Source organism: Amycolatopsis sp. WQ 127309 (assembly GCF_023023025.1).
GTDB lineage: Bacteria > Actinomycetota > Actinomycetes > Mycobacteriales > Pseudonocardiaceae > Amycolatopsis.
The window spans coordinates 6091832-6117007 of the sequence record NZ_CP095481.1 but is presented as its reverse complement, the minus strand read 5'-3'; the positions used below and the strand labels follow the sequence as shown (position 1 = coordinate 6117007).

Annotated in this window: 10 protein-coding genes; 4 read left to right on the top strand and 6 right to left on the bottom strand. The window is 73.8% G+C overall.

Annotated elements, in window-relative coordinates; translation table 11 throughout:
• Nucleotides 1-17: 17 nt before the first annotated feature.
• Genes MUY22_RS28115 through MUY22_RS28090 form a run of 6 tightly spaced genes read right to left on the bottom strand, consistent with a single transcriptional unit; the run spans nucleotide 18 to nucleotide 21663 of the window.
• Nucleotides 18-1322 carry an MFS transporter gene (locus tag MUY22_RS28115; RefSeq protein ID WP_247049420.1) on the bottom strand — a complete coding sequence of 435 codons (1305 nt, stop codon included), beginning with the start codon at nucleotides 1320-1322 and terminating at the stop codon, nucleotides 18-20.
• On the bottom strand, nucleotides 1319-8377 hold the full coding sequence (locus tag MUY22_RS28110; RefSeq protein ID WP_247049418.1) for a non-ribosomal peptide synthetase: 7059 nt from the start codon (nucleotides 8375-8377) through the stop codon (nucleotides 1319-1321). Before MUY22_RS28110 ends, MUY22_RS28115 begins: the two co-directional genes overlap by 4 nt.
• A complete protein-coding gene (locus tag MUY22_RS28105) occupies nucleotides 8377-19203 on the bottom strand; it encodes a non-ribosomal peptide synthetase (protein ID WP_247049416.1) in 10827 nt (3608 codons plus the stop codon). The genes MUY22_RS28110 and MUY22_RS28105 overlap by 1 nt, the downstream gene beginning before the upstream one ends.
• 25 nt (nucleotides 19204-19228) lie before the next feature.
• On the bottom strand, nucleotides 19229-20176 hold the full coding sequence (locus MUY22_RS28100) for a threonine/serine dehydratase (protein ID WP_247049414.1): 948 nt from the start codon (nucleotides 20174-20176) through the stop codon (nucleotides 19229-19231).
• A 26-nt stretch (nucleotides 20177-20202) separates the two neighbouring features.
• Nucleotides 20203-20427: an MbtH family NRPS accessory protein gene (locus tag MUY22_RS28095; protein WP_247049411.1), complete on the bottom strand. Its 225-nt coding sequence runs from the start codon at nucleotides 20425-20427 to the stop codon at nucleotides 20203-20205.
• 36 nt (nucleotides 20428-20463) lie between these two features.
• A complete protein-coding gene (locus MUY22_RS28090; RefSeq protein ID WP_247064171.1) occupies nucleotides 20464-21663 on the bottom strand; it encodes a M20 family metallo-hydrolase in 1200 nt (399 codons plus the stop codon).
• 351 nt (nucleotides 21664-22014) lie between these two features.
• On the opposite strand from MUY22_RS28090, the gene MUY22_RS28085 reads away from it, so the two are divergent.
• Genes MUY22_RS28085 through MUY22_RS28070 form a run of 4 tightly spaced genes read left to right on the top strand, consistent with a single transcriptional unit; the run spans nucleotide 22015 to nucleotide 25154 of the window.
• Nucleotides 22015-22308 carry a phosphopantetheine-binding protein gene (locus MUY22_RS28085; protein WP_247049409.1) on the top strand — a complete coding sequence of 98 codons (294 nt, stop codon included), beginning with the start codon at nucleotides 22015-22017 and terminating at the stop codon, nucleotides 22306-22308.
• The gene (locus MUY22_RS28080) at nucleotides 22305-23582 is read left to right on the top strand and encodes a hypothetical protein (protein ID WP_247049407.1); all 1278 of its coding nucleotides are present in this window, start codon (nucleotides 22305-22307) and stop codon (nucleotides 23580-23582) included. Before MUY22_RS28085 ends, MUY22_RS28080 begins: the two co-directional genes overlap by 4 nt.
• A 34-nt stretch (nucleotides 23583-23616) precedes the next feature.
• Entirely contained in the window at nucleotides 23617-24333 is a 717-nt protein-coding gene (locus MUY22_RS28075; protein ID WP_247049405.1) for a thioesterase II family protein, read from the top strand.
• A complete protein-coding gene (locus tag MUY22_RS28070) occupies nucleotides 24330-25154 on the top strand; it encodes an SDR family oxidoreductase (protein WP_247049404.1) in 825 nt (274 codons plus the stop codon). Before MUY22_RS28075 ends, MUY22_RS28070 begins: the two co-directional genes overlap by 4 nt.
• The last annotated feature ends 22 nt before the right edge of the window (nucleotides 25155-25176 follow it).

The window sequence follows — 25176 nt, the reverse complement described above, 5'->3', positions numbered from 1 at the left end:
CCCTTCGTGGTGGGCGGTCAGGCGACGACCGGATCGGACGGCTGCTTCTCGTCACCGGGCAGCACCGGCGGGTGGCGCAGCGCGGGCACGACGGTGCCCACCAGCGCGACCAGCACCAGCCAGCCCAGCATCACCAGCACGGTCGTCGTGCTGCCGTAGAACTGCAGGAGCACCCCGGCCAGCAGCGGGCTGAGCGGGGTGGCCGACTGGCTGATGAACCGGCAGGCGCTGTCGACCCGGCCCAGCAGCTCGTCGGGGACGAGCACGATGCGGTAGGTGGAGAGCACCGAGTTCCACAGGGGCGCGGCCGCGAGCATCAGCCCGAACACGACACCCATCACGACGATGTTGCCCGCCACCAGCAGGATCGGCAGCAGCGCGGCCCACACCCACGGGAACCCGATGACGATCCAGGACGCGGGGATCCGCTCGGCCGCCCACGTCGCGGCGAACGACCCGAGCAGCCCGCCCACCGCGGCCACGGTCAGCACGGTGCCGACCACCGCGGCCGGCGTGCCGGACTCGTGGCCGATGACGACGAGCAGCGTGGGCATCCCGTTCCCGACGAGGTTCGTGGCCGCGACCATGAGGGCGCTGCCACGCAGGAAGGGCTGGCGGAACAGCCAGCGAAGCCCGTCACGCACCCCCGAAACCAGCGACAGCGCCTTCGTGTCCGGCACCGGCGCCGACCGGAACCGGGTCTTGATCATCGACACCGTGACGTAGGAGACGAGGTAGGACAGCGCGTCGCCGAGGAACGGCAGCAGGGCGGCGATCGAGAAGAGCGTCCCGCCGATCGGCGGGCCGGCCAGCATCGCGCCGTATTCCCGGCTTTCGTTGCGCGCAGTCGCGGAACGCAGCTGGGACGCGGGCACGACGTGGCGCAACGCCCCCACCTCCGCCGGCGAGAACAGCACGGTGGCCGAGCCTTCGACGAGCGCCACGACGATGATGTGCGGGTACGTCAGCCAGCCCGTCGCGAGCCCGCCGACGATGCTGGCGAGCGCGACGAACCGGACGAGGTCGCACGTCAGCATGAGCCGGCGGCGGTCCCACCGGTCGGCGAAGAACCCGGCGGGCAGACCCAGCAGCCACTGCGGCGCCCCCCGGGCCGTCGCGACCAGCCCGGCGAGCACGGGCGACCCGGTCAGCGACAGCACCAGCAGCGGGTAGCCGACGTAGGACATCCGGCTGCCCAGCACGGACGCCAGCTGGCTCACCCAGAGCAGCCTGAAGTCGCGGTTGCGGCTCAGCAGCACCGGAATCTCGGCCGGACCGGCCGCCTCGGGCGCGGGCGCCGTGGGTTCTTCGCGGGCGGTCATCCGGCCGCCTCCAGCCCGGCCCGGAACACCGAAACGACCTGGGCGAGCTGGGGTTCTTCGAGCACCGACAGGTGCGTGCCCGGCACCTCCAGCAGCGCGGTGCGCGGCGCGTGCTCGCGCCACGCCTCGAACCAGGGCCACGACCAGTTGCCGTCGGTCGCCTTGAGCACGGTGAGCGGGACGTCGGCGTCCCGCGGCCGGTAGTTCCGCTTGGCCATCCGGAAGAACCGGTTGCGGCGCAGCACGCTCTCCAGCGCGCCCTTCCCGAGCCCGATCTGCTCCTCGCGGAAACCGGCCTGCCGCACCAGGTCCGTCAGCCGGTCCGGGGCCAGGCCGGTCCAGTCGGCGTCGGAGATGCCTTCGGCGACGGCGATCATCTCGTCGAGGAGCCCGTCGAGGTGCTGCCGTTGGCGCGTTTCCGGTGCCTGGACGACGGAGTCGACCAGGCCGACCCAGCTCACCTCGGCGCCCGCGCGCAGCAGCTGGGCCGCGGCCTCGTAGGCGACGATCCCGCCGAACGACCAGCCGCACAGCCGGTACGGGCCCGCGGGTTGCCACTGCCGGATCCGCTCGACGTAGACCTCGGCCATCGCCACCACCTGGTCGGGCGCGGCGGCCGTCACGAGGGACTCGTCGAAGTCGAGCCCGACGAGCGCGAAGTCCGGCTCCAGCGCCCGCGCCAGCGCGTAGTACCCGGTGACGCTGCCGGTCCCCTCGTGCACGCAGAACAGGGTGCGGTCCCGGGGACCGGTGTTCAGCGGCACCAGGCCCGGCGCGGGCGTCGGCTTCCCCGCCCCGGCCAGCTCGGCCAGCCCGGCGACGGTCCGCGCCTCGAAGACCGCCCGCAGCGGCACCTTCACGTCGTGCCGGGCGCGCAGGCGGGCGACGACGTGCGCGGCGAGCAGCGAATGCCCGCCGAGGTCGAAGAAGTCGTCGAACACCCCGACCCGGTCGAGGCCGAGCACCTCGTGCCAGATGGCGGCGATGGCCGTTTCCAGCTCGGTGCGCGGGGCCGCGAAGCCCGCCCCGAGCTCCGGACGCGCCGAGTCGGGATCCGGCAGCGCCAGCCGGTCGATCTTCCCGTTCGCCGTCTTCGGCAACGCGGGCAGAAGCACGAACCGGGCCGGGATCTGGTACTCCGGCAGGGATTCTTCGAGCGACGCGCGCAGCTGCGGGACCGTGGTGGCGGTGCCGGCGGGCACGACGTAGGCGACCAGCCGCTGGTCGCCCGGCTCGTCCTCCCGCGCCACGACGACGGCTTCGGCCACGGCTTCCAGCGCCCGCAGGTGCGTCCCGATCTCGTCGAGCTCGACCCGGAACCCGCGGATCTTGACCTGGTGGTCCGTGCGGCCGAGGTGTTCGAGCACCTGGTCCGGTCCCCAGCGGCAGAGGTCCCCGGTGCGGTAGAGCCGGCCGTCGCCGAAGGGGCTGGGCAGGAAGCGCTCGGCCGTCAGCCCGGGCCGGTCCCAGTAACCGCGGCTGACGCCGGCGCCGCCGATGTACAGCTCGCCGGGGACACCCGCCGGGCACGGCGCCATCGCCGCGTCCAGGACGTAGACCTCGGTGCCGGCCATGGGCTCGCCGACGGGGTAGGTCCACGCCGGCCCGGCGCCGGCCGGGACCCGGATCCGCGTCGCGGTCATCGTGGTTTCGGTCGGGCCGAACTGGTTGACCACCTTGCCCGCGAGCCAGGCGCAGCCCGCCAGCCGCTCGGCGTACAGGTGCTCACCGCTGCACAGGACGAGGCGGACCGCGGCCAGGCCGGCGTCGGGCACCGGCTGCGCGGCCAGCTCGTAGAGCAGGGTGGGCACGACGCTGAGGATCGTGCTCACGCGGTGCCCGGCGAGCAGGGCCACGACCGAGGCCGGGTCCTTGGCGGCGTCCGGGTCGGTCACCACGAGCTTCGCCCCCGCCGACAGGGCGACGAAGATCTCGCGCACGGAGGCGTCGAAACCCCAGCCGGACAACGTGATCCCGGTGTCGGCCGGGCTGATGCCGTATTCGTCCCGCAGGTAGCCGATCCGGGCCAGCGCGTTGCCGTGGGTGGCGACGACGCCCTTGGGGCGCCCGGTCGAGCCGGACGTGTAGACGACGTACGCGGCGTTGCCGGGGTGGATCGCGGCGGGCGGGACCGGCCGTGGCGACGCCGCGGCGTCGTCCCCGTCGATCAGGAGCACCTCGCCCCGGAACCCGGTGAGCGCCCCCGCCGCGGTGGCGGCGTCGGTGAGGACCAGCCCGGTGCCGGTGTCGTCGAGGATGAACGCCACCCGGTCCCGCGGCTGGCGCGCGTCGATCGGGACGAACGCCGCCCCGGTCTTCGCCACGGCGAGTGCGCAGATCACCGCTTCCGCGCTGCGCGGCAGGCAGATCCCGACGAAGACCTCGGGGCCGGCACCGCGCTCGCGCAGCCGCGCGGCCAGCGCGGCCGCCCGCCGGTCGACCTCCGCGTACGTCAGCTCCGCCGGACCCGCCAGCGCGACGGCGTCCGGGCGGGCGGCCGCCTGCTGTTCGAAGAGCCGGTGCAGCCCGGTCACCCCGGCGGGCACGTGGCTGGTGCGATCGGCGTTGCGGCCGTGCACCAGGCTTTCGTGTTCCGCCTCGGACAACAGGGACAGGTCCGAGAGCCGGGCCTTCGGATCGGCGACGACGGCCGAGAAGATCCGCTGCACGTGCTCGCTCAGCCGGCGCACGCGCTCGGCGTCGAACAGGGCCGTGCTGTACCGGATGCCGGCGAGCAGGCCGCCGGGGGTGTCGGCGAAGGCCAGCGTGAGGTCGAACTTCGCCTGGCCGGTCGTGAAACCGTGCTCTTCGGTGTGCACGCCCGGCAGCTCCCACTCGCCGGCGGGCACGGTGTTGACCGACAGCATCACCTGGAACAGCGGTGTCCTGGCGAAGTCCCGCTCGGGCTGGAGCTCTTCGACGAGCCGTTCGAAGGGCAGGTCCTGGTGCTCGTAGGCGCCCATCGTCACTTCGCGCACCCGGTCGAGCAGCTCGGCGAACCGCGGGTCACCGCCGAGGTCGGTGCGCAGCACCAGGGTGTTGACGAAGAAGCCGATCAGGCCCTCGACCTCACGCCGGTTGCGCCCGGCGATCGGGGTGCCGACGGCGACGTCGGTCTGGCCGGCGTAGCGGCCGAGGACCAGCTGGACGCCGGCGAGGATGACCATGAACAGGGTCGTGCGGTGGTCCCGGGCGAGTCCGCGCAGGCCCGCGGCGAGCTCGGCGGGCATGCTGAACTCCAGCGACGCGCCTTCGGTCGAGCGGACCGCGGCGCGGGGCCGGTCCGTCGGCAGCTGCAGCGGCGGGACGCCGGTGAGCTGGTCGCGCCAGTAGCCGAGCTGCTCGTCCAGCACGTCACCGCGCAGCCAGTTCCGTTGCCAGACGGCGAAGTCCGCGTACCGGACCGCGGGTGCGGGCGTCTCGGGTTCGACGCCGCGCAGCGCGGCCCGGTACCCCTCCCCCAGCTCGCGGACGAGGTTGCGCGCGGACCAGGCGTCCATCGCGATGTGGTGGGTGGCGAACAACAGGACGTGGTCGTCGGCCGCGACCCGGAACAAAGCAGTGCGCCACACTGGGCCCGCCACCAGGTCGAACGGCTTCGTGGCCGGCCCGCGGATGGCGTCGTCGAGTGCCTCGACGTCGACGTCGAAAACCGGGATCCCGACCGGGCGGGCGGGGTGGATCCGTTGCCCCGCTTCAGTTTCCCCGGCGGCGAACGTGGTCCGCAGCACCTCGTGCCGGGCGATCACCCCGCCGAGCGCGGTTTCCAGGGCCGCGACGTCGAGGGCGCCGGTGAGCCGCCAGGCCAGCGGGACGACGTACTCGGTGCTGCCCGGTTCGAGCTGGTCGAGCAGCCACAGCCGTTGCTGCGCAAAAGACAGCGGGAAGAGGTCGCCGTCGCCGGCCACCCGCTCGACGGGCGGGATCCGCCGCCCGGTCCGCCGTTCGTCGAGCAGCCGGGCCAGGTCCGCGACCGTCGGTTCGGCGAACAACGCCCGCAGCGGCACCTCGGCGCCGCCGAGCCGGCTCAGCCGGGACACGACCTGGGTCGCCAGCAGGGAATGCCCGCCCAGCGCGAAGAAGTCGTCGAAGACGCCGATCTCGTCGATCCCGAGCACGTCGGACCAGACGCCGGCGACGAGCTCCTCGGACGGCGTCCGGGGCCGGACCGGACCGGCCGCCAGCTCGGGCCGGGCCCCGCCGGGCGCGGGCAGGCCGCGCCGGTCGACCTTCCCGTTGCCGGACAACGGCAACGCCGGCAGGAACACGAACGCGGCGGGCAGCATGTAGCCGGGCAGCACCGCCGCGACCCACTCGCGGACAGCGGGCTCGGTGAGGTCGCCGTCCGCGACGAGGTAGGCGACCAGCCGGCGGTCACCCGGGGTGTCCTCCCGCGCGACGACCACCGCTTCGGACACCGCGTCGAGCAGCAGCAGGCGCGCCTCGATCTCGCCCAGCTCGACGCGGTACCCGCGGATCTTCACCTGGTGGTCGGTGCGGCCGAGGAACTCCAGGTCGCCGTCGGGCCGGAAGCGGGCCAGGTCGCCGGTGCGGTAGAGCCGCCCGGGCCCGAAGGGGTCGGGCACGAACCGCTCGGCCGTGATGTCCGGGCGCCCCAGGTAACCGCGGGCGACGCCGTCGCCGCCGATGCAGAGCTCCCCCACGACACCCACCGGCACCGGGTTGAGCGCCTCGTCGAGCACGTACATCCGGGTGTTCGCGATCGGACGCCCGATGGGCACGGGCACCGACGGGTCGAACCGTTCGTCCGCGACGTAGATCGAGCAACCGACGACGGTCTCGGTCGGGCCGTACTCGTTGATCACCCGGGACTTCGGGGCGATCCGCTGCCAGGCCGCGAGGGTCTCCGGCTTGACCTCGTCGGCGCCGACCACGTAGGTCCGGACGGAGCCGAGCTGCTCGTCCTCGCCGATCATGCCGCGCAGCAGGTCGAGGTGCCCGGGGGTGATCTTGAGCAGGCTGAAGTCACCGGGCGCGGCCAGCAGCTCCCGCAGGGAGTCGTGCCCGCGATCGGCCGCGAGCAGGGTGACGTCCTTGCCGCCGATGAGCGGCAGGAAGAAGTTCGGCATCGAGAGGTCGAAGGCGATCGAGCCGAGCATGGGGGCACCGGACGCACCGCCCAGCCCGTAGCCGTCGATGGCCCACCACAGGTAGTTGACCAGGCCCCGGTGCGCCACGAGGACGCCCTTGGGCCGGCCGGTGGAGCCGGAGGTGTACATCACGTAGGCGAGGTTGTCCGCGCGGACGGGCGCGCCGGGGTCGGTCTCCGGCAGCCCGGCCGCCACGGAGACGTCCGCGTCGAGCACGATGGCCCGGTCCGCGTACTCCGCCGGCAGGCCCGGGTGCGTCCGCGGTTCCACCAGGACCCACTCCGCGCCGGTGTCGTCCAGCATGAAGCGCATCCGTTCGGCCGGGTGCCCCGGGTCCAGCGGCACGTAGGCGGCGCCGGACTTGAGGATGCCGAAGATCCCGACGAGCGCGTTCACCGACGGGCTCACGCAGATCCCGATCCGCTGCTCCGGCCCCGCCCCGAGCCCGCGCAGGTGGTGGGCCAGCCGGTTGGCCCGGGCGTCCAGCTCGCCGTAGGTCAGCCGCGTGCCGTCGGTGTCCACCACCGCGACCGCGCCGGGCTCGCGGGCCGCGCACGCCGCGAACAGCTCGTGCACGCAGCGGTCGGCGGGGTAGGCGGCGTCGGTGGCGTTCCACTCGGTGACGATCAGCTGCCGCTCCGCCGCCGTGAGGATGCCGAGGTCGCCGACCGCGGCGGCGGGATCCGCGGCCAGCCCGAGCAGCAGGGTGCGCAGGTGCCCGGCGAGCAGGCCGGCCCGGTGGCGGTCGAACCGCGCCCGGTCGTAGGTGATCTCCACGCGCAGCAGGTCGCGCACCGCCGCGACGACGCTGAGCGGGTAGCCGTTGCGTTCGCGCGCACCGACCGGCACGAGTTCCACGCCGCCCGCCGACTGGTCCGCCGCGGTCGCGGCGGGGTAGTTCTCGAACACGAGCAGGCTTTCGAACAGCGGTGTCCCCTGCGGTACCCCGCTGCTGCTCTGCGCGAGCACGAGCGGCGTGTAGTCGTACTGGCGCAGGCGGAGCTGGGCGTCCTGGACCGACCGCAGCCACTCGCCGACCGGTTTCGCCGGCTCGACGCGCACCCGCAGCGGCAGCGTGTTGATCATCAGCCCGACCATGGACTCGACCCGGTCGGCTTCCGGCGGCCGGGTGCTCATGGTGGCGCCGAAGACGACGTCGCGTTCGCCGGTGTAGCGGGACAGCACCAGCGCCCACGCGCCCTGCAGCACGGTGTTGACGGTGATCCGCTGCGCCCGCGCGAACTCCCGCACCCGGGCGGACTCCGCGGCGTCGAGCTCCAGCTCGGCCACGGCGAAGCCGGACTCGGTGCCGGGCCGGTCGGCGGTGATCTTCGTCGGGGCGGTGAAGTCGGCCAGCTCCCCCTTCCAGTACCGCTCGGCGGCGGCGGTGTCCTGGGCGCCGAGCCAGCGCAGGAACGAGCGGTACTGCGGTGCGGGCTCCAGCATCACGCGCCGGCCTTCGCTTTCGGCGCGGTAGCACGTCATGAGGTCGCGCAGCACCAGCCGGACGCTCCAGCCGTCCAGCAGGACGTGGTGGAAGCTGAGCACCATCAGGTGTTCCCGGTCCGTCTCCCGGAAGAGCGTGACCCGCAGCAGCGGCGCCTTGGCCAGCGAGATGCCCGCACGCCGGTCCTGCGCCAGCCACGCTTCGAGCCCATCTGTGGGCACTCGGCCGAGCACGGTGACCGGCACCGTGACCGTCCGCTCGATCAGCTGCAGCGGCCGGTCGACGCCCTGCCAGCGCAGCCGGGCGCGCAGCGCGGTGTGCCGGGCCACCACCGCCTGCCACGCCCGCTCCAGCGCGGCCGTGTCGAGCGGCCCGGCGAACCGGTACAGCAATTGCTCGAAGTCCACGCCGCCGTCGGGGTCCAGCAAGCTGTGGAACAGCATCCCCTCCTGCATCGGTGACAGCGGGAGGATGTCCTCCAGTGGCGAGGCCTCCATCAGACGTCCCTTCGGTATTCGTCGATGATCAGGTCGAGGGTCTGCTGGTCGAGACCCGCGAGCGGGAAGTCCGCGGGGACCGCGCCGGTGGTGCCCGGGGCGGTGCAGTGGGCGATGACCGCGGCGAGCTCGGCGACGAAGGCGTCGGCGAGCCGGTCCGCGGTCTCCGCGCGGTGCAGGTTGCGGGAGTAGCCGACCGTGACCCGGAAATGGCCGCCGCTGATCTCGGAGTTGAGCTCCAGCACGTGCGAACGCCGTCCGCTCGGCGCCTGCGCGCTCCCCCGCGGCTCCTCGGCGCCGCCGAACGTCCGGCCGGCCGCGAGCACGTTGTCGAACTGCCCGAGGTAGTTGAACAGCACCTGCCCGCCGGAGTCCGTGAGGCCGGCGCCGCCGGGCGCGAGGTACCGCAGGATCCCGTGGCCGACGCCGCCCCGCGGGATCTCGCGCAGCGCCTGCTTGGTTTCCTTGAGCACCTCGGCGATGCCGGTGCCGCCGCCGGTGTCCAGGGCCACCGGGTAGATCGAGGTGAACCAGCCGACCGTCCGGGACAGGTCCACCCCCGCCACGATCTCCTCGCGGCCGTGACCCTCCAGGTCGATCACGACGTCCGAAGCGGTGGCGTAGGGCCGGATCGCCAGGGCGAGCGCGGTCAGCAGGACGTCGTTGATCCGCGTCCGGTACGCGGCGGGCACCTCGACGAGCAGCGCGCGGGTCAGCTCCGCGCTCAGTTCGCGCGTGACCCGCGCCGTGGACTCGACGGTGTTGGCCCCGCCGGGGTGGTCGACCGCGATCACGGCGCCGGGGCCCGTTCTCTTGCCCCAGAAGTCGATTTCCCCGTCGGCGGCGGGGGAAACCGCGTACTCCGGCAGCATCCGCGCCCACTGCAGGAACGACGTCGTCTTGGCGGGCCACGTGATCGGCAGGCCCGCCCGCACCTGCCGGTAGCCGGTCTCCAGGTCTTCGAGCAGCACCCGCCACGAGACGCCGTCGACGACGAGGTGGTGGGCCACGAGCAGCAGCCGCCGCCCGCGCGGGCCGAGGTCGGCCAGCAGCGCGCCGAACACCCGCCCGGCCCGGATGTCCAGGCTCGCCTGCAGCCGGTCCGCCTCGGCGGTGAGCGCGGTACCGGTCTCGCACCGCACTGTCCACAGTAGATCGCCGGGGATCTCGGCCGTGCCGGACTGCGTCCAGCCGTCCGGCCCGGGGGTGAACCGCGCGCGCAGCATGTCGTGCTGCTCGGCGAGCCTCGCCAGGACCAGCCGGAGGTCCCGCTCGGTCGCCGCCGGCGGCACGGTGACGATCATCGACTGGTTGTAGTGGTCGAGGTGCGGCAGGTCGCGGGCGAAGAACCAGTGCTGGATCGGCGTGAGCGGGGCGTCACCCGTCACCACGCCCTGCTCGGCCCGCACGACCGGCGCCGTCTCGGCGGCCGCGGCCAGCGCCGCGATGGTCTGGTGCTCGAACACCATCCGGGGCGTGATCCGGAGGCCGCCGGCCACGGCCCTGGCGACGATCTGGATGCTCAGGATCGAGTCCCCGCCGAGGTCGAAGAAGTTGTCGAACACCCCGGCCCGGTCGAGCCCGAGGACCTGCGCCCAGACGCCGGCCAGCAGTTCCTCCGCCGGGGTGCGCGGTTCGGCGAAGCCCGAGGCGAGTTCGGGCCGGGCCGCACCGGGAGCGGGCAGCGCACGGCGGTCGACCTTGCCCGTGGCCGTCAGCGGCAACGCCGGCAGGAAGACGAAGGTACCGGGCACCTGGTGGGCGGGCAGCGTCCGCTCCAGCCAGGCCCGCAGTTCCGAGACCGACGGCGCCGGACCGGCGGGCACGACGTAACCGGCCAGACGGCGTTCGCCCGGCTTGTCCTCCCGCGCGGTGACCACGGCCGCGGCGACGTCTGCGGATTCCAGCAGCCGCGCCTCGATCTCGCCCAGCTCGATCCGGAACCCGCGGATCTTGACCTGGCGGTCGGTCCGGCCGAGGTACTCCAGAACCCCCTCGGCCGACCACCGGCCGACGTCGCCGGTCCGGTAGAGCCGTCCGGTGCCGAAGGGGTCCGGGACGAACCGCTCCGCCGTCAGCCCGGGGCGGCCGAGGTAGCCGCGGGTCACGCCCGCACCGCCGACGTACAGCTCGCCGGGCACGCCGATCGGGCAGGGCGCGAGATCCGCGTCCAGCACGTAGGTGCGCAGGTCGCTCAGCGCCCGGCCGATCGGGCCGGCCGCGGCGTCACCGCGGGTCGAGGGCGACAGCACGAGCGACGTCGTGTGCACCGTCGTCTCGGTGATGCCGTACATGTTGACCAGCGCGACGGCCCGGGTCCGGTCATCGTCGAACCAGGGGCGCAGCGTGGTCAGGTCGAGTGCTTCGCCGCCGAAGACGACGAACCGCAGGTGCCCCGGTCCGGCGGCGATCAGCGGCGCCATCAACGTCCGGAACGCCGTCGGCGTCTGGCTCAGCATGGTGACGCGCTGCTCCGCGATGACGTCCGCCAGCCGCTCGGGGTCGCGGGCCACCGCGTTCGCGGCGATCACCGTCCGCCCGCCGGTGGTCAGCGCGCCCCAGATCTCCCAGACGGAGAAGTCGAACGCGTAGCTGTGCGTCGAGAGCCACACCTGCTCGTCGTCGAACCCGAAGGTCTCCCGGGTCGCCTCGAACAGCCGGGTGGCGTTGGCGTGGGTGACCTGAACGCCCTTGGGTTTGCCGGTGGAGCCGGAGGTGTAGATGACGTAGGCCAGGTTCTGCGGGCTCATGACGGGCCGTGGATCCGTATCGGGCAGGCCGTCGAGGACCGCGGTGAGCGCCGCGTCGTCGAGGTTGACGACTTCGGCCGCCCAGTCCCGGGTGGCGGTGGCCGCGTCGGTGACGACGAGTCCGGTCCGGGCGTCCTCGATGATGAACGCGAGGCGCTCGGCCGGGTAGGCCGGATCCAGTGGTAGGTACCCGGCACCGGACTTGAGCACGGCGAGCAGGCTCACCACGGTCCGGACCGACCGCCCCAGGCACAGCCCGACGAGCTGCTCCGGGCCCGCGCCGCGCCGGCGCAGGTGGTGGGCCAGCCGGTTCGCCCGGCGGTTCAGCTCGGCGTAGGTCAGGACCGCGCCGTCGGTGTCGGTGACCGCGACGGCGTCCGGGCGCTCGGCCGCGTGCCGCTCGACCAGCTCGTGGAGCAGCGCGGTTCCGGTGGCCGGGCCGCCGTCGGGGTTCCACTCGTCGACGACCTGGGCGTGCTCCCGCTCGGTGAGCAGGGGCAGGTCCGACAGGCGCCGGTCCGCGTCCCGCGCGACCGCCTCCAGCACGCGCCCGACGTGCTCGCCCAGCCGCGTCACCCGGCCGGCGTCGAACAACGCCGTGCTGTAGCGGATGACGCCCGCGAGCCCGTCCGGGGTGTCGGTGAAGGCGAAGGTGAGGTCGAACTTGGCGTGCCGCGCGCCGAGCGGGAACTCGGTGACCTCGATCCCGGGCAGCGCCCACGCCCCGGGCGGGGTGTTGTCGAGGGTGAGCATGACCTGGAAGAGCGGGGTGCGGGCCAGGTCGCGCTCGGGCCGCAGTTCGTCGACGAGCCGTTCGAAGGGCAGGTCCTGGTGCTCGTAGGCGTCCAGGGTGACCGTGCGGACGCGCTCCAGCAGCTCGGTGAACGCCGGGTCGCCGGACAGGTCCGCGCGCAGGACGAGCGTGTTGACGAAGAAGCCGACCAGGTCCTCGACCTCGGTCCGGGTGCGCCCGGCGATCGGGGTGCCGACCGCCACGTCGTGCTGCCCGGAGTGCCGCGCGAGCACGGCCTGCACCCCGGCGAGGACCACCATGAACAGCGTCGCCCGGTGGTCCCGCGCCAGGCGCCGCAGCCCGGCGGCGACCTCGGCGGGCACGGTGAACTCGATCGCGGCGCCGTCGGCCGAGCGGACGGTCGCGCGGGGGCGGTCGGCCGGCAGCTCGAGCGGCGTGAGCCCGGCCAGCCGGTCGCGCCAGTGGCCGAGCTGGGCCTCCAGCACCGGCCCGGTGAGCCAGTTCCGTTGCCACGCCGAGAAGTCCGCGTACTGCGTCGCGAGCGGCGGGAGCCCGGGGGCGCCCCGCCGGTAGTGGTGGCTCAGCTCCCGCACGAGCACGCCGGACGACCAGGCGTCGGCGACGACGTGGTGCATGGCCAGCACGAGCACGTGCTCCCGCGGGCCGAGCCGGACGACGGCGGCGCGCCACAGCGGTCCGGTGCCCAGGTCGAACGGGCGGTAGACGAAGCCGGTGACGACCTGCTCGGGCGAGCGGTCGCCGGCCTCCAGGACCGGCAGGGTTACCGCGACGGCGGCCGCGATGTGCTGGGACGGCTTGCCTTCGACGGTCGGGAACGCCGTCCGCAGGACCTCGTGCCGCGCCACGACCGCGGCCAGCGCCGCTTCCAGCGCGGCCGGGTCGAGCTCGCCGGTCAGCCGCCAGGCCATCGGCGCGATGTACTCGGTGCTGCCGGGCTCGAACTGGTCGAGGAACCACAACCGTTGCTGCGCGAAGGAAAGCGGGAGCCCGGCCGCGCGGTCGGCGTGCGGGATCGGACTGAGTGCGGTCCCGTCCGCGCCGGAGAGCCGCTGGGCCATCCCGGCCACCGTGGGGGCTTCGAACAGCAGCCGCAGCGGCACCTCGCGGCCGCTGGTGCGGGCGAGGCGGGCCACGACCTGGGTCGCCAGCAGGGAATGCCCGCCCAGCGCGAAGAAGTCGTCGAAGACGCCCACCACGTCGACGCCGAGGACGTCGCTCCAGATGTCGGCGACCAGCTCCTCCAGCAGGCCGCGCGGCGGGACCGGGCCGCGGCCGAGGTCGGGTCGCGCGGTGTCCGGCGCGGGCAGCGCCCGGCGGTCCACCTTGCCGCTGCCGGACAGCGGGAGGGCGGGCAGCACCACGAAGGCCGACGGGACCAGGTAACCGGGCAGCGACGACGTCAGGCGGGCGCGCAGGGCCGGCAGGTCGAGCGGGTCCGCGCCGGGCACCAGGTAGGCCACGAGCCGGCGGTCGTCCGGGGTGTCCTCCCGGGCCACCACGACCGCCTCGGCGACGCCGGGCTGCGCCAGCAGCGTCGCCTCGATCTCGCCGGGTTCGACGCGGTGGCCGCGGATCTTCACCTGGAAGTCGGTGCGCCCCAGGTATTCGAGGTGCCCGTCGGGCGACCAGCGGCAGGAGTCGCCGGTCCGGTAGAGCCGGCCGGACCCGAAGGGGTCGGGGACGAAGCGCTCCGCGGTCGGCCCGGGCCGGTCCCGGTACCCGCGGGCCACGCCGGCGCCGCCGATGTACAGCTCGCCCGCCACGCCGATCGGGCACGGCGACATGGCCGCGTCGAGCACGTGGACGCGGGTGCCGGCGATCGGCCGGCCGATCGGGACGCTGCCCGGGCCGGCGACGGCGCCCGCGGGCAGGGTGTGCACGCAGCACCCGACGACGGTCTCGGTGGGGCCGTACTCGTTGACCAGGTAGCCGCCGGGTGGCAGCCCGGCGAGCACCTGCGTGGCCGCAGCGGCCGGGAGGTCCTCGCCGCCGACGATGACGGCGGGCGGGAACACGACCCCGGCCGGCGAGGTGCCCGCCAGCACCTTCAGGTGGGTGGGCGTCAGCTTCACCAGGGCGGCGCCGGGTGCGGGCAGCAGCCCGGCCGGGTCGGCGCCCTCCTCGGCCAGCTGCACGGGCCGGCCGGCCAGCAGCGGCAGGAAGATCGACGTGACGGTCATGTCGAAGGCGGGCGACGAGTGCAGCACCGCGCCGCCGGCCCGCGGGAACGGGTACGCGCCGGCGGCCCAGGCGAGGTAGTTCGCCAGCCCCCGGTGGGTGACCTGCACGCCCTTGGGCGTACCGGTGGAGCCGGAGGTGTAAATGACGTAGGCGAGGCTCTCCGGGTGGCCGCCGGGGTCCCCGGCGGGGGCGTGCCCGGCGATGGCCCGCGCGGTGGCCGGGTCGTCGACGTCGACGACGTCCGCGCGGACCCGGGCGCCGAGGTCGGTGGCGTGCGCGGTGTCGGTGAGCAGGATGGCTGCGCGCGCGTCCGCCAGCGTGGCGGCGAGGCGCTCGGCCGGGTGCCCCGGATCCAGCGGGAGGTAGGCGGCGCCGGCGCGGCGCACGGCGAGCAGGGCCACGATCGTCTCCGGGCGGCGGGTCAGGCAGATCCCGACGACGTCCTCCGGTCCGGCCCCGCGGTCCCGCAGGTGGCCGGCGAGGCGCTCGGCGCGGTCCACCAGCTCGCGGAAGCTCAGGGTGGCGCCGTCGGCGGCCCGGACCGCGACCGCGTCCGGCCGCTCCTGCGCGTGCTTCGAGAGCACGCGGTGGATCCACCCCGGCCGCTCGGCCGCTTCGGGGCGTTCGGCGGGGCCGGTGCCCCACTCCTCGACGACCGTCCGGCGTTCGGCTTCGGTCAGCAGCGGAATCGCCGAGAGCCGCGCACCGGGATCCGCGACGACACCGGCGAAGAACGTCCGCAGGTGCTCGCCCAGCCGCTCGATCCGGCGCGCGTCGAACAACGCGGTGCGGTAGGAGATGACGCCCGAGAACTCCTCGGCGTTGTCGGTGAACGCGAGGGCGAGGTCGTACTTGGCGCGGTCGGTGGTCAACGGGTGGTCGGCCAGGGTCAGGCCGGGCAGGCGCAGCCGCAGCGCCGGGGTGTTGTCCACCGACAGCGAGACCTGGAACAGCGGCGTCCGGGTGAGGTCGCGGTCCGGGCGAAGTTCCTCGACGAGCCGTTCGAACGGCACGTCCTGGTGTTCGTAGGCACCCAGCGTGGTGTCCCGCACCCGGCCGAGCAGGGCCGTGAACGCCGGGTCCCCGCCGACGTCGGTCCGCAGCACGAGGGTGTTGACGAACATGCCGATCAGCGGCTCGGTCTCCGGGCGGGCCCGCCGGGCCACCGGGGTGCCGACGGTGATGTCGACCTGACCGGTGTACCGGGCGAGGACGGCCTGCAGCCCGGCGAGCACGACCATGAACAGGGTCGCGCCTTCGGCCCGGGCGAGCGCCCGCAGCCCGACGGCGGTCTCGGCGGGCAAGGTGAACTCGAGCGAGGCACCGGCGGTCTCGGTGGCGGCCGGGCGGGGCCGGTCGGCGGGCAGGTCGAGCACCTCGGTCCCGGTGAGCCGGTCGCGCCAGTACGCCAGCGGCTCGTCGAGCGCGGGACCGCTCAGCCGGTCCCGCTCCCACCGGGCGAAGTCGGTGTACTGGATCGGCAGGTCCGCCGGCGCCGGCGCGTGCCCTTCGACGGCGGCCCGGTAGGCCCGGCCGATCTCGTCGGCGAAGACGGCGGCCGACCAGGCGTCCGCGACGATGTGGTGGATCGTCAGCGCGAACACCGAGCGGCGGGGGCCGGTCCGGACCAGCAGCGCGCGCCAGACCGGCCCGGTGCCCAGGTCGAACGGCTCGGCGACAAAACCGGCCAGCACGCCGTCCAGGTCCCCGTCCTCCGCTTCGAGCACGGTGAACGGCACCGGGCCCGGCGGGGCGACGACCTGGACGGGCTCGCCGCCGTCGGTCGGGAACGTGGTCCGGAGCGTGTGGTGCCGGTGGGCCACCTCGGTCAGCGCGGCGCGCAACGCGCCGGCGTCGACCACCCCGGACAGCTCCCAGCCCAGCGGGATGACGTAGTCGGTGCCGCCCGGTTCGAGCTGGTCGAGGAACCACAGCCGGTGCTGGGCGAAGGACAGCGGCGCCGGGCCGCGCCGGCCGGACCGCGTGATGGGCACCTCCGCGGAGTCCCCGGTCGCCACCGGGTCGACGGCGGCGACGAGGGCGGCGAGCTTCGCGACGGTCCGCGTCTCGAAGAGCGCGCGCAGGGACACGGCGAACCCGTACCGGCTGCGCAACCGGGCCACGACGTGCGTGGCGAGCAGGGAATGCCCGCCCAGCGCGAAGAAGTCGTCGAGGACCCCGACCTCGTCCAGCCCGAGCACCTCCCGCCAGACGCCGGCGACGGCGGCCTCGGCCGGGGTCCGCGGCCGCACCGGTGCCGCCCCCAGCTCCGGTCGTTCGCTCCCGGGCGCGGGCAGGGCGCCGCGGTCGGTCTTCCCGTTCACCGTCCGCGGCAGGGCCGGCAGGGCCACGAAGACCGACGGCACCAGCGACGCGGGCAGGACCCGCTCGAGCTCGGCGTGCAGCCACGACGCGGCGGGCGGCGCGCCGGACGTCGTGAAGTAGGCGGTCAGCCGCTGGTCTCCCGGGACGTCCTCGCGCAGGACGACCACCGCGTCGGTGACCGGTTCGAGCGCGCGCAGCGCGGCCTCGATCTCCGCCGGCTCGACGCGCAGTCCGCGCACCTTCAGCTGGTTGTCGAGCCGGCCGAGGTGCTCGAGGGTGTGCGCGGGCGACCAGCGGCAGCGGTCGCCGGTGCGGTAGAGCCGGCCGCCGCCGAACGGGTCGGGCACGAACCGCTCGGCGGTCAGGCCGGGCCGGGCCAGGTACCCGCGGGCGAGGCCGGGGCCGCCGATGTACAGCTCGCCGGGCACGCCGACGGGGCACGGGTTCAGCGCGTCGTCGAGGACGTACAGCGTCGTGTCGCCGACCGCGGAACCCACGTCGTAGCGCCACGACGGCCCGGCGCCCGCCGGCACCCGCGTCCAGGTGACCGTGATCGTGGTTTCGGTCGGGCCGAACTGGTTCAGCACCTTCCCGGCGAGCCAGGCGCAGCCGGCCAGCCGTTCGGCGTGCAGCCGTTCACCGCTGCACAGCACCAGCCGGACGTCCGCGGGCACACCGGCGGCGGCCGGCTGGGCCGCGAGCTCGTACAGGACCGACGGCACCGTGCTCGCGAGGACCGTCACCCGCGCCGCGGCGACCAGGCCGACCACCCCGGCCGGGTCCTTGGCCGCGTCCGGCCCGGCCAGCACCAGCCGCGCCCCCGACGTGAGCGTCCCGAGGATTTCGCGCGCCGACGCGTCGAAGCCGAACCCGGCGATCGCGAGGACGACGTCGGCCGGGCCGAGTTCGTAGTCCGCCCGGATGTGCCGGATCCGCAGCGACACGGCCTCGTGGGTCGCGACGACGCCCTTCGGCTGTCCGGTCGAGCCGGACGTGTACGCGATGTAGGCCACGGAAAGCGGGTGCACCGGCAGCGCGAGATCGTGCCCCGGCCGCCCGGCGATCGCCGGGTCCCGCGGATCCACCGTCCGGCCCGCGAACCCCGGCGGGAGCGCGGCCGCGGTGTCCCGGTCGGCGAGCACCAGGTCGATCCCGCTGTCGGTCAGGAGGTACTCGAGCCGGGCCGGCGGATAGCCGGGATCCAGCGCGACGTAACCGATGCCCGTCTTGAGCGCGGCGAGGATGCCCACGATCGCGTCGGCCGACCGGGGCAGGCAGATCCCGATCGGGGCCCTCGCCGACGCCCCCGCCGCGAGCAGGTGCCGGGCGAGCCGGTTGGCCCGGACGTCGAGTTCGCCGTAGGTGAGGCGGCCGCCGTCCGGTTCGACGAGCGCGACGACGTCCGGGGACGTCTTCGCGTGCGCCTCGAACAGCGCGTGCGCCGGCTCGGCCGGCCCGGACACGGGCGCACCGGCGGGGACGAGCTCGCCGCGTTCGGCGTCGGTGAGCAGCGGCAGGTCGGACAGCCGGACTTCGGGGTCGACGGCGACGGCGGTGAGCACCTGCAGCAGGTGCCCGCACATGCGGGTCATCCGGGCGGTGTCGAACAGCTCGGTCCGGTAGCGCACCCAGCCGGTCAGGCTGTCCGGGCTGTCGGCGAACCCGACCGTCAGGTCGAACTTCGAGTGCAGGAACTCCACCGGGAACGCCTCGGCGCGCAGGCCGTCCAGCTCGAGGTGGTCGAAGGTCGTGTTCAGCACCAGCAACGCCTGGATCAGCGGGGTGCTGGTCCGGTCCCGGTCCGGGTGCAGCTCCTCCACCAGCCGCTCGAAGGGCAGTTCCTCGTGGTCGTAGGCGTCGAGCGCGACCTCGCGGACCCTGGCCAGCAGCTCCGCGAACGTCGGATCGCCGGACAGGTCGGTGCGCAGCACGAGGGTGTTGACGAAGAACCCGATGAGCGCTTCGGCTTCTTCCCGGCCGCGGCTGGCGATGGGGGTGCCGACGGCGACGTCGTCCTGCCCGCAGTAGCGCCCGAGCACCACCTGGACCGCGGCGAGCACGATCATGAACCGGGTCACCCGGTGCTCGCCGGCCAGTTTCACCAGCCCGTCGGCCACGTCCGGCGGCACGGTGAACTCGACGGCGGTGCCTTCGGCCGAGGCGAGTGCCCCGCGCGGGCGGTCCGTCGGCAGGTCGAGCGGCCGGATCCCGTCGAGCTGCCGGCGCCAGTGCCCGAGCAGCCGGGACGCGACCGCGCCGTCGAGCCGCTCCCGTTGCCAGCGCGCGAAATCCGCGTACTGCATGGTCAGCTCCGGCAGCACCGGCGGCCGCCCGGCCGGCGCCGCCCGGTAGCACTCCCCCAGTTCGTCCACGAGGTTCCGCGCCGACCAGGCGTCCATCACGATGTGGTGCGCGGCGAAGACGAACACGTGGTCGCGCTCGCCCGCCCGGACCAGCCCGGCGCGCCACAGCGGGCCGCGGGCCAGGTCGAACGGCTCGGCCGCGAACCCGGCGACCACCTTGGCGAGGTCGTCGTCCCGGGCGTCGAGCAGCGGCAGCCGGGCCGGTTCCGCCGCCGTCACGACCTGCGCGGGCTCGCCGTCTTCGGCGACGAAGCGGGCGCGAAGCACCTCGTGGCGGGACACGACCCTGGTGATGGCGTCCTCGAGCGCGGGGATGACCAGCTCGCCGGTGAGCCGCCAGGCGAACGGCACGACGTATTCGGCGCTCCCCGGTTCGAGCTGATCCAGGAACCACAACCGTTGCTGCGAAAAGGACAGCGGTGCGCCGGACATCGGCTTCCTCCGAAACACGTGACGATCAGGGACGGGCGGGGTACCGGCTGGCTCCGGTGAGCCGGCGGAACTCGGCCGGCTCGACGTTCCCGCCGCTCACGACGGCGACCGTGCCCGCCGCGGCCGGCAGGGTGCGGGCCGCGGCGAAGGCGAGGGCGCCGGTCGGTTCGACGGTCAGGCCGAGCACGGCGAGTTCCTGCATCGCCGCGAGGACTTCGTCCTCACCGACCTCGACGACTTCGTCGACCAGCCGGCGGATGAGCGGGAAGGTGAACGCGCCGGGCGTCTGGGCGAGAACGCCGTCGCAGAGGGAAACCGGGGGGTCGATCACGATCCGCCGGCCCGCCGCGAGCGACAGCGCGGTGTCGTTGGCCGCGCGCGGCTCGGCGGCGACCACGCGGACCCGCCGGCCGGCGACCTCCACCGCGGCGGCCACCCCGGCGAGCAGCCCGCCGCCGCCGACCGGCACCACGATCGTCGTGGCCCCGGCCAGCTGCTCGAGGATCTCGAAGCCCACCGAGGCCTGCCCGGCCACCACCAGCGGGTGGTCGTAGGACGACACCGGGACCGCGCCGGTCGCGGCAGCGATCTCGGCCACCCGGTCACCTCGGGCGTTGTTCCCGCCGGCGCACGTGATCACCCGCGCGCCGAGACGCCGGATCCGGTTCCGCTTGTACGCGCTCGTCGCCTCGGTCATCACCACCGTGGCGTCGGCCCCCATCCGGGACGCGGCCCACGCGGTGGCGATGCCGTGGTTCCCGGACGAGCCGACGACGACGGCGGCCGGCCCGAGCGCGGTGAGGGCGTTGAGCGCGCCGCGTGCCTTGAACGAGCCGGTGACCTGCTCGTTCTCGCACTTCAGGTGGATCCCGGTGTCCGGGTCGGTCAGGATCGGCGTGCGCCGGATCAGCGGTCCGATGCGGTCGCGCGCCGCCAGGCACTGCCGGGCGAACGGCGTTCTCGGTGCGGGCATGCCGACCTCGCGCCGGGGCGGCCGGATCAGTTCCCGGCCGCCTGCCGGTCCATGAACGAGCGCAGGCTCAGCGGCCGCATGTCGACCCAGACCCGCTCGATGTGCTCCAGGCAGGCTTTCCGGGCCCCGCGGGTCCCGTCGGGCCGCCAGCCCCGCGGGATCTCCTTGCCCACCCGCCAGATGGAGTACTGCTCTTCCTCGTTCACGACGACCTGGTACTCGAACTCGTCTTCGGTGGTGTCGTTCGGCATGGCTGTTCCCCGTTTCGGTCGGTTGCGCCGGTTTCGTCAGGCGCGAAGGGCGGCGTGGAGGAGCACGTTGGCGCCGGCGACGAGCTGTCCCGGCGCGGTGTGCTCTTCGGGTGCGTGGCTGATCCCGTCGCGGCTGGGCACGAAGATCATCCCGACCGGCGCGACGGCGGCGATCATCTGCGCGTCGTGCCCGGCACCGCTGGGCATGGCCACGGCGGGCAGCGCGAGGTCCGCCGCCGCCTCCTCGATCGCCGTCTGCAGCGCCGTCGCGGTCCGGACCGGCGCCGAGCGCATGGTCGTCACGCACGTGACGTCGACCCCGGCATCGCGCGCGGACCGCGTGGTTTCTTCGCGGAGCAACGCTTCCACGACTTCGAGGCGGGTCGCGTCGAGGTCCCTGATCTCGGCCGTCAGCCGCGCCCGGCCCGGTACCACGTTCGCTTGTCCCGGCTCGACGGCGAGGTCGCCGACGGTGCTGACCGCGCACAGCTTCCGTTCGGCCGAAAGGGCTTCGACCCGCAGCACCAGCTTCGCCGCCGCCACGAGGGCGTCGCGCCGCTGGTCCATCGGCGTGGTTCCCGCGTGGTTCTGCTTGCCCCGCACCTCGAACTCCATGATGGTGCGCCCGACGATGCCGGTCACCACACCGATCGGGATACCGCGGGACTCGAGGACGGGCCCCTGCTCGATGTGCAGTTCGAGGTAGGCCGCCATCATCCCGGGCGGCCAGACGGCCTTGCCGATCGCGTCCAGGTCGCCGCCGGCGCGGGCCAGCGGCTCACGGATCGAGCGGCCCGTCCGGTCGACGGCGGCCTCGGGCGCGTCCAGCTGCCCGCTGACCGCCAGCGAACCCCAGAAAGGATAGGGGAAAAGGGCGCCCTCTTCGTTGGAGAACGCCACGGCCACCGGGGCGTTGCGCATCGGCAGGTCGTGTTCGGCGAGGGTCCGCAGCACTTCCAGCCCGGCGACCACGCCGTAGGTGCCGTCGAAGCGGCCGCCTCGCCGCACCGTGTCGACGTGCGACCCCATCAGCACCACCGGATCGTCGGGAAGCGTTTCCCCGTGGTGCAGGAAGAGATTACCCGCTTGATCCACCGTACTGCCCAGGCCCGCTCGCGCGGCCGCGTCGCGCAAAAACGCGCGCGCGGAATCTTCCGCGGCAGTGAACCCAAGCCTGGACAAACCGCCCTCGGAATCGACACCGTACGTAGCCAATTTGTCGAGATCGGCCAGCATTCGCGTGCCGTTCACCCGTACGGCGGATCGATTCGAATCGAAGATCGCTACCGGACGAGCCGATTCCACGGCCGACAGAAATGACATAAAAGTACCTCTCACCTGCCCGCATCGTTGCGTGCAACCCGGCACCGAGCACATCCCCGGACCGGTTTCCGCCCTATTTCAGCGAGAACCGATGCTCGCCGGGCTCGACGTTCGTCCCGACTATAGCTCGCGTTTTCCCGACGAAGGAAGGGAATTCCCCACCGCACCCGAGTGGGTAAAATTACCGACAGCTGACAAATTGATCACTGCTAGCGTGAATCGCTACGAAGATCTCCAAGATCAGCACATACCGGAGACACGTGAATGAAAAACTCTCCCAAGATCGATATGCCGCCGGAAACGAAACCGGACCCGGTCGGCAACACCGTCATCCAGGCCTGGACCGAGGTGCTCGGCAGTCCGCCCGACGGACCGGAAACGAACTTCTTCGACTTCGGCGGCCATTCGACCGCCGCCATGCGGATGATCACCCGGCTGCGCGCCCGCTGGGACACCGAGGTGCCGATCAGGCTCATCTTCGAGCACCCGGTGCTGGCCGACTTCATCGCGGCGGCGCGACGGCTGGTGGCGGCCGCGCCACCGGAAGAACCGGCGTGACCACCTTCGCCGTCGCCTACGACCGGGGTGCGGTCAACGCGGCCGAGGTCGCGCTCAGCCTCGGCGCGCTCGGCGACCTGGTCTTCGTGGGCCACGAAGCGGGACCCGCGGGACCACTCGTGCCGTTGCTGCGCGAGCTGGGCGAGGTCCTGTTCCTGGACGACGGTCTCGAGCCCGTGCTCACCCGGCTGGCCGCGATCGGGATCGACGCCGTGGTGACCTTCAGCGACACCATGATGCCGGTCGCCGCGCGCATCGCCGACCGGCTGGGCCTGCGGTTCCACTCGGCGCCGGCCGTGGCGCTGCTGACGGACAAGCTGCGGCAGCGCGACGAGCTGCGCGCCCACGGCGTCGACGAGGTGCGGGCGCACCCGGTCCGCCACGCCGGCGACTGGCCGCGCGCGGTGGCCGCGGTGGGCGTCCCGGCGGTACTCAAACCGTTGCGGGGACAGGGAAGCCGGCACACCCACCTCGTCACCGACGCCGAAGCGGGCGCCCGGCTGAGCGCGGACCTGCTGGCGGGCCCCGACCCGGTAGCGGGTCTCGTGCTCGAAGAGTTCCTGGCCGGGCGGCCCAGCGAGCCGTTCGGCGACTACGTCTCGGTCGAGAGCGTGACGACCCCGCGCGGGGTCCGGCACCTCGCCGTGACCGGGAAGTTCCCGACCCTGCCGCCCTTCCGCGAAGTGGGCCAGTTCTGGCCTTCCCCGCTGTCCCCGGCCGAAGAGCGGGAGGTCGAGGAGCTGACCGGGCGCGCGCTGAGCGCGCTCGGGGTGCGCTTCGGCGTGAGCCACACCGAAGTCAAGCTGACCGCGGCCGGCCCGCGGATCATCGAGGTCAACGGCCGGATGGGCGGGCACATCAACGACCTCGCCCGCAGGGCCCACGGCCTGGACATGGTCCAGCTGACCGCGCGGCTGGCCCTGGGGGCCGAGCCGCCCGAGCGGCCGCCCCGGCCGGGGCAGGTCTACTTCCAGTACAACACCCCCGCCCCGGTCGGCGCCTTCACGCTGCTCGAGACCCTGGGCGTCGACGACGTCCGGCGCGTCCCCGGCGTCACCGGGTACCGGCCGTACTTCGAACCCGGCACATCGCTGCCGGCGTCGGTCATGACGCGGCCGCTCGACCTGATCAGCGGGGTCGCCGCGGACCACGACGAGATGCTGGCCCGGCTGGCGCGGGTGCTCGACCGCCTGACGTTCGCGATCGACAGCGGTGGCGGCCGGGAGCTGGTCACCGCGGCGGAGCTCGGCCGAGCGCGGACACCGGCACGGTGAGGCCGTCCCGGACGGCCGCGGAGAAGGGAAGCAAGTGCGCGAAACCACGGTGATCTGCCTGCCGTTCGCCGGCGCGGGCGCGTCGTTCTTCCGGGCCTGGCAGCCCCTGGCGCCGGCGTCGCTCGACGTCGTCGCGGTCCAGCTCGCCGGGCGCGAAGAGCGGTTCGTCGACGAACCGCACGCGGACGTCGGCCGCGCGCTCGACGACGTCCTGCCCGCCGTCGTCGAGCGGATCGAGGGCGCCGGGCGGATCGCGCTGTTCGGGCACAGCCTGGGCGCGGTGCTCGCGTTCGAGCTGGCCCGGCGCCTCGACCGGCTCGGGGCGCCGCTCACCCGGCTCTTCGTGAGCGGCTCCCCCGGGCCGTGGAGCGGCCGGGAAAGCCGGGCGACCGGCCTGCCCGACGACGCGTTCCTGGCCCAGGTCGAGCGGTTCTCCGGCTACGCCCACCCCACGCTGCGGCACCCGGAGATGCGCTCGATGCTGCTCCCGATGCTGCGGGCCGACGTCGAGATGCACGAGAACTACCGCCCGGACGCCGGGGTGGCGCTGCCGATCCCGGTGACCGCACTGCGCGGACGCGACGACGCACTGGTGAGTGCCGCCCGGATCGCCGAGTGGGCGCGGGCGAGCACCGCCGGTTTCCGTTCGGTCGAGCTGGCCGGCGGCCACATGTACCTGGTGGACCGGGCCGAAGAGGTGCTCGGCCTGCTCGCCGGCGAACTGGCCGTAGCCGGGGAAAGCGCGCCATGAGACTGCGGGACAAGGTCATCGTGGTCACCGGGGCCGCCCGGGGCGTCGGGCGCGCCTGCGCGACCGCGTTCGCGCGCGAAGGCGCCGATCTGGTGCTGCTGGACATCGCGGGCGACCTCGACGGCGTCCCGTACCCGCTGGGCTCGGCGAGCCAGCTGGCCCTCACCGCCGACCTGTGCCGCGAACAAGGCGTCGCCGTGCGGACGCACCACGTCGACGTGCGGCACCTGCCCGGGATCGTGACCGCGGTGGCCGACACCGTCGAGCGGTTCGGCCGGATCGACGTGCTGGTCAACAACGCCGGGATCGCCGCGCCCTCGGGCAAGGCCGCGCACGAGATCGCCGAGGAGGAGTGGCAGCTGATGATCGACGTCGACCTGTCCGGTGCGTGGCGCGCCATTCGCGCCGTCGCCGGCGGGATGGTCGACAGGCGGTCGGGCAGCATCGTCAACATCGCCTCGACGGCGGGGCTGGTCGGGTACCGGTACTTCGCCGGCTACGTCGCGGCCAAGCACGGGCTGATCGGGCTCACCAAGGCCGCCGCGCTCGACTACGCCCCCGCGAAGGTGCGGGTCAACGCGCTGTGCCCGGGGTCCGTCCGCGACGACGACGCCGTCGAGGGCCGCATGCTCTCGGAGATCGCCCGGTCGCTGGCGGTCCCCGTCTCCGAGCACGAGGCGACCTTCCTCCAGGCGCAGCCGATGAACGCGCTGATCGAACCGGACGACGTCGCGGCCGCCGCGGTGTGGCTCGCCTCCGACGAGTCCCGGCAGGTGACGGGCAGCGTCCTGACCGTGGACGGCGGCTTCACCGCTCGATGACCCCGGCCTCCGACGCCGTGCA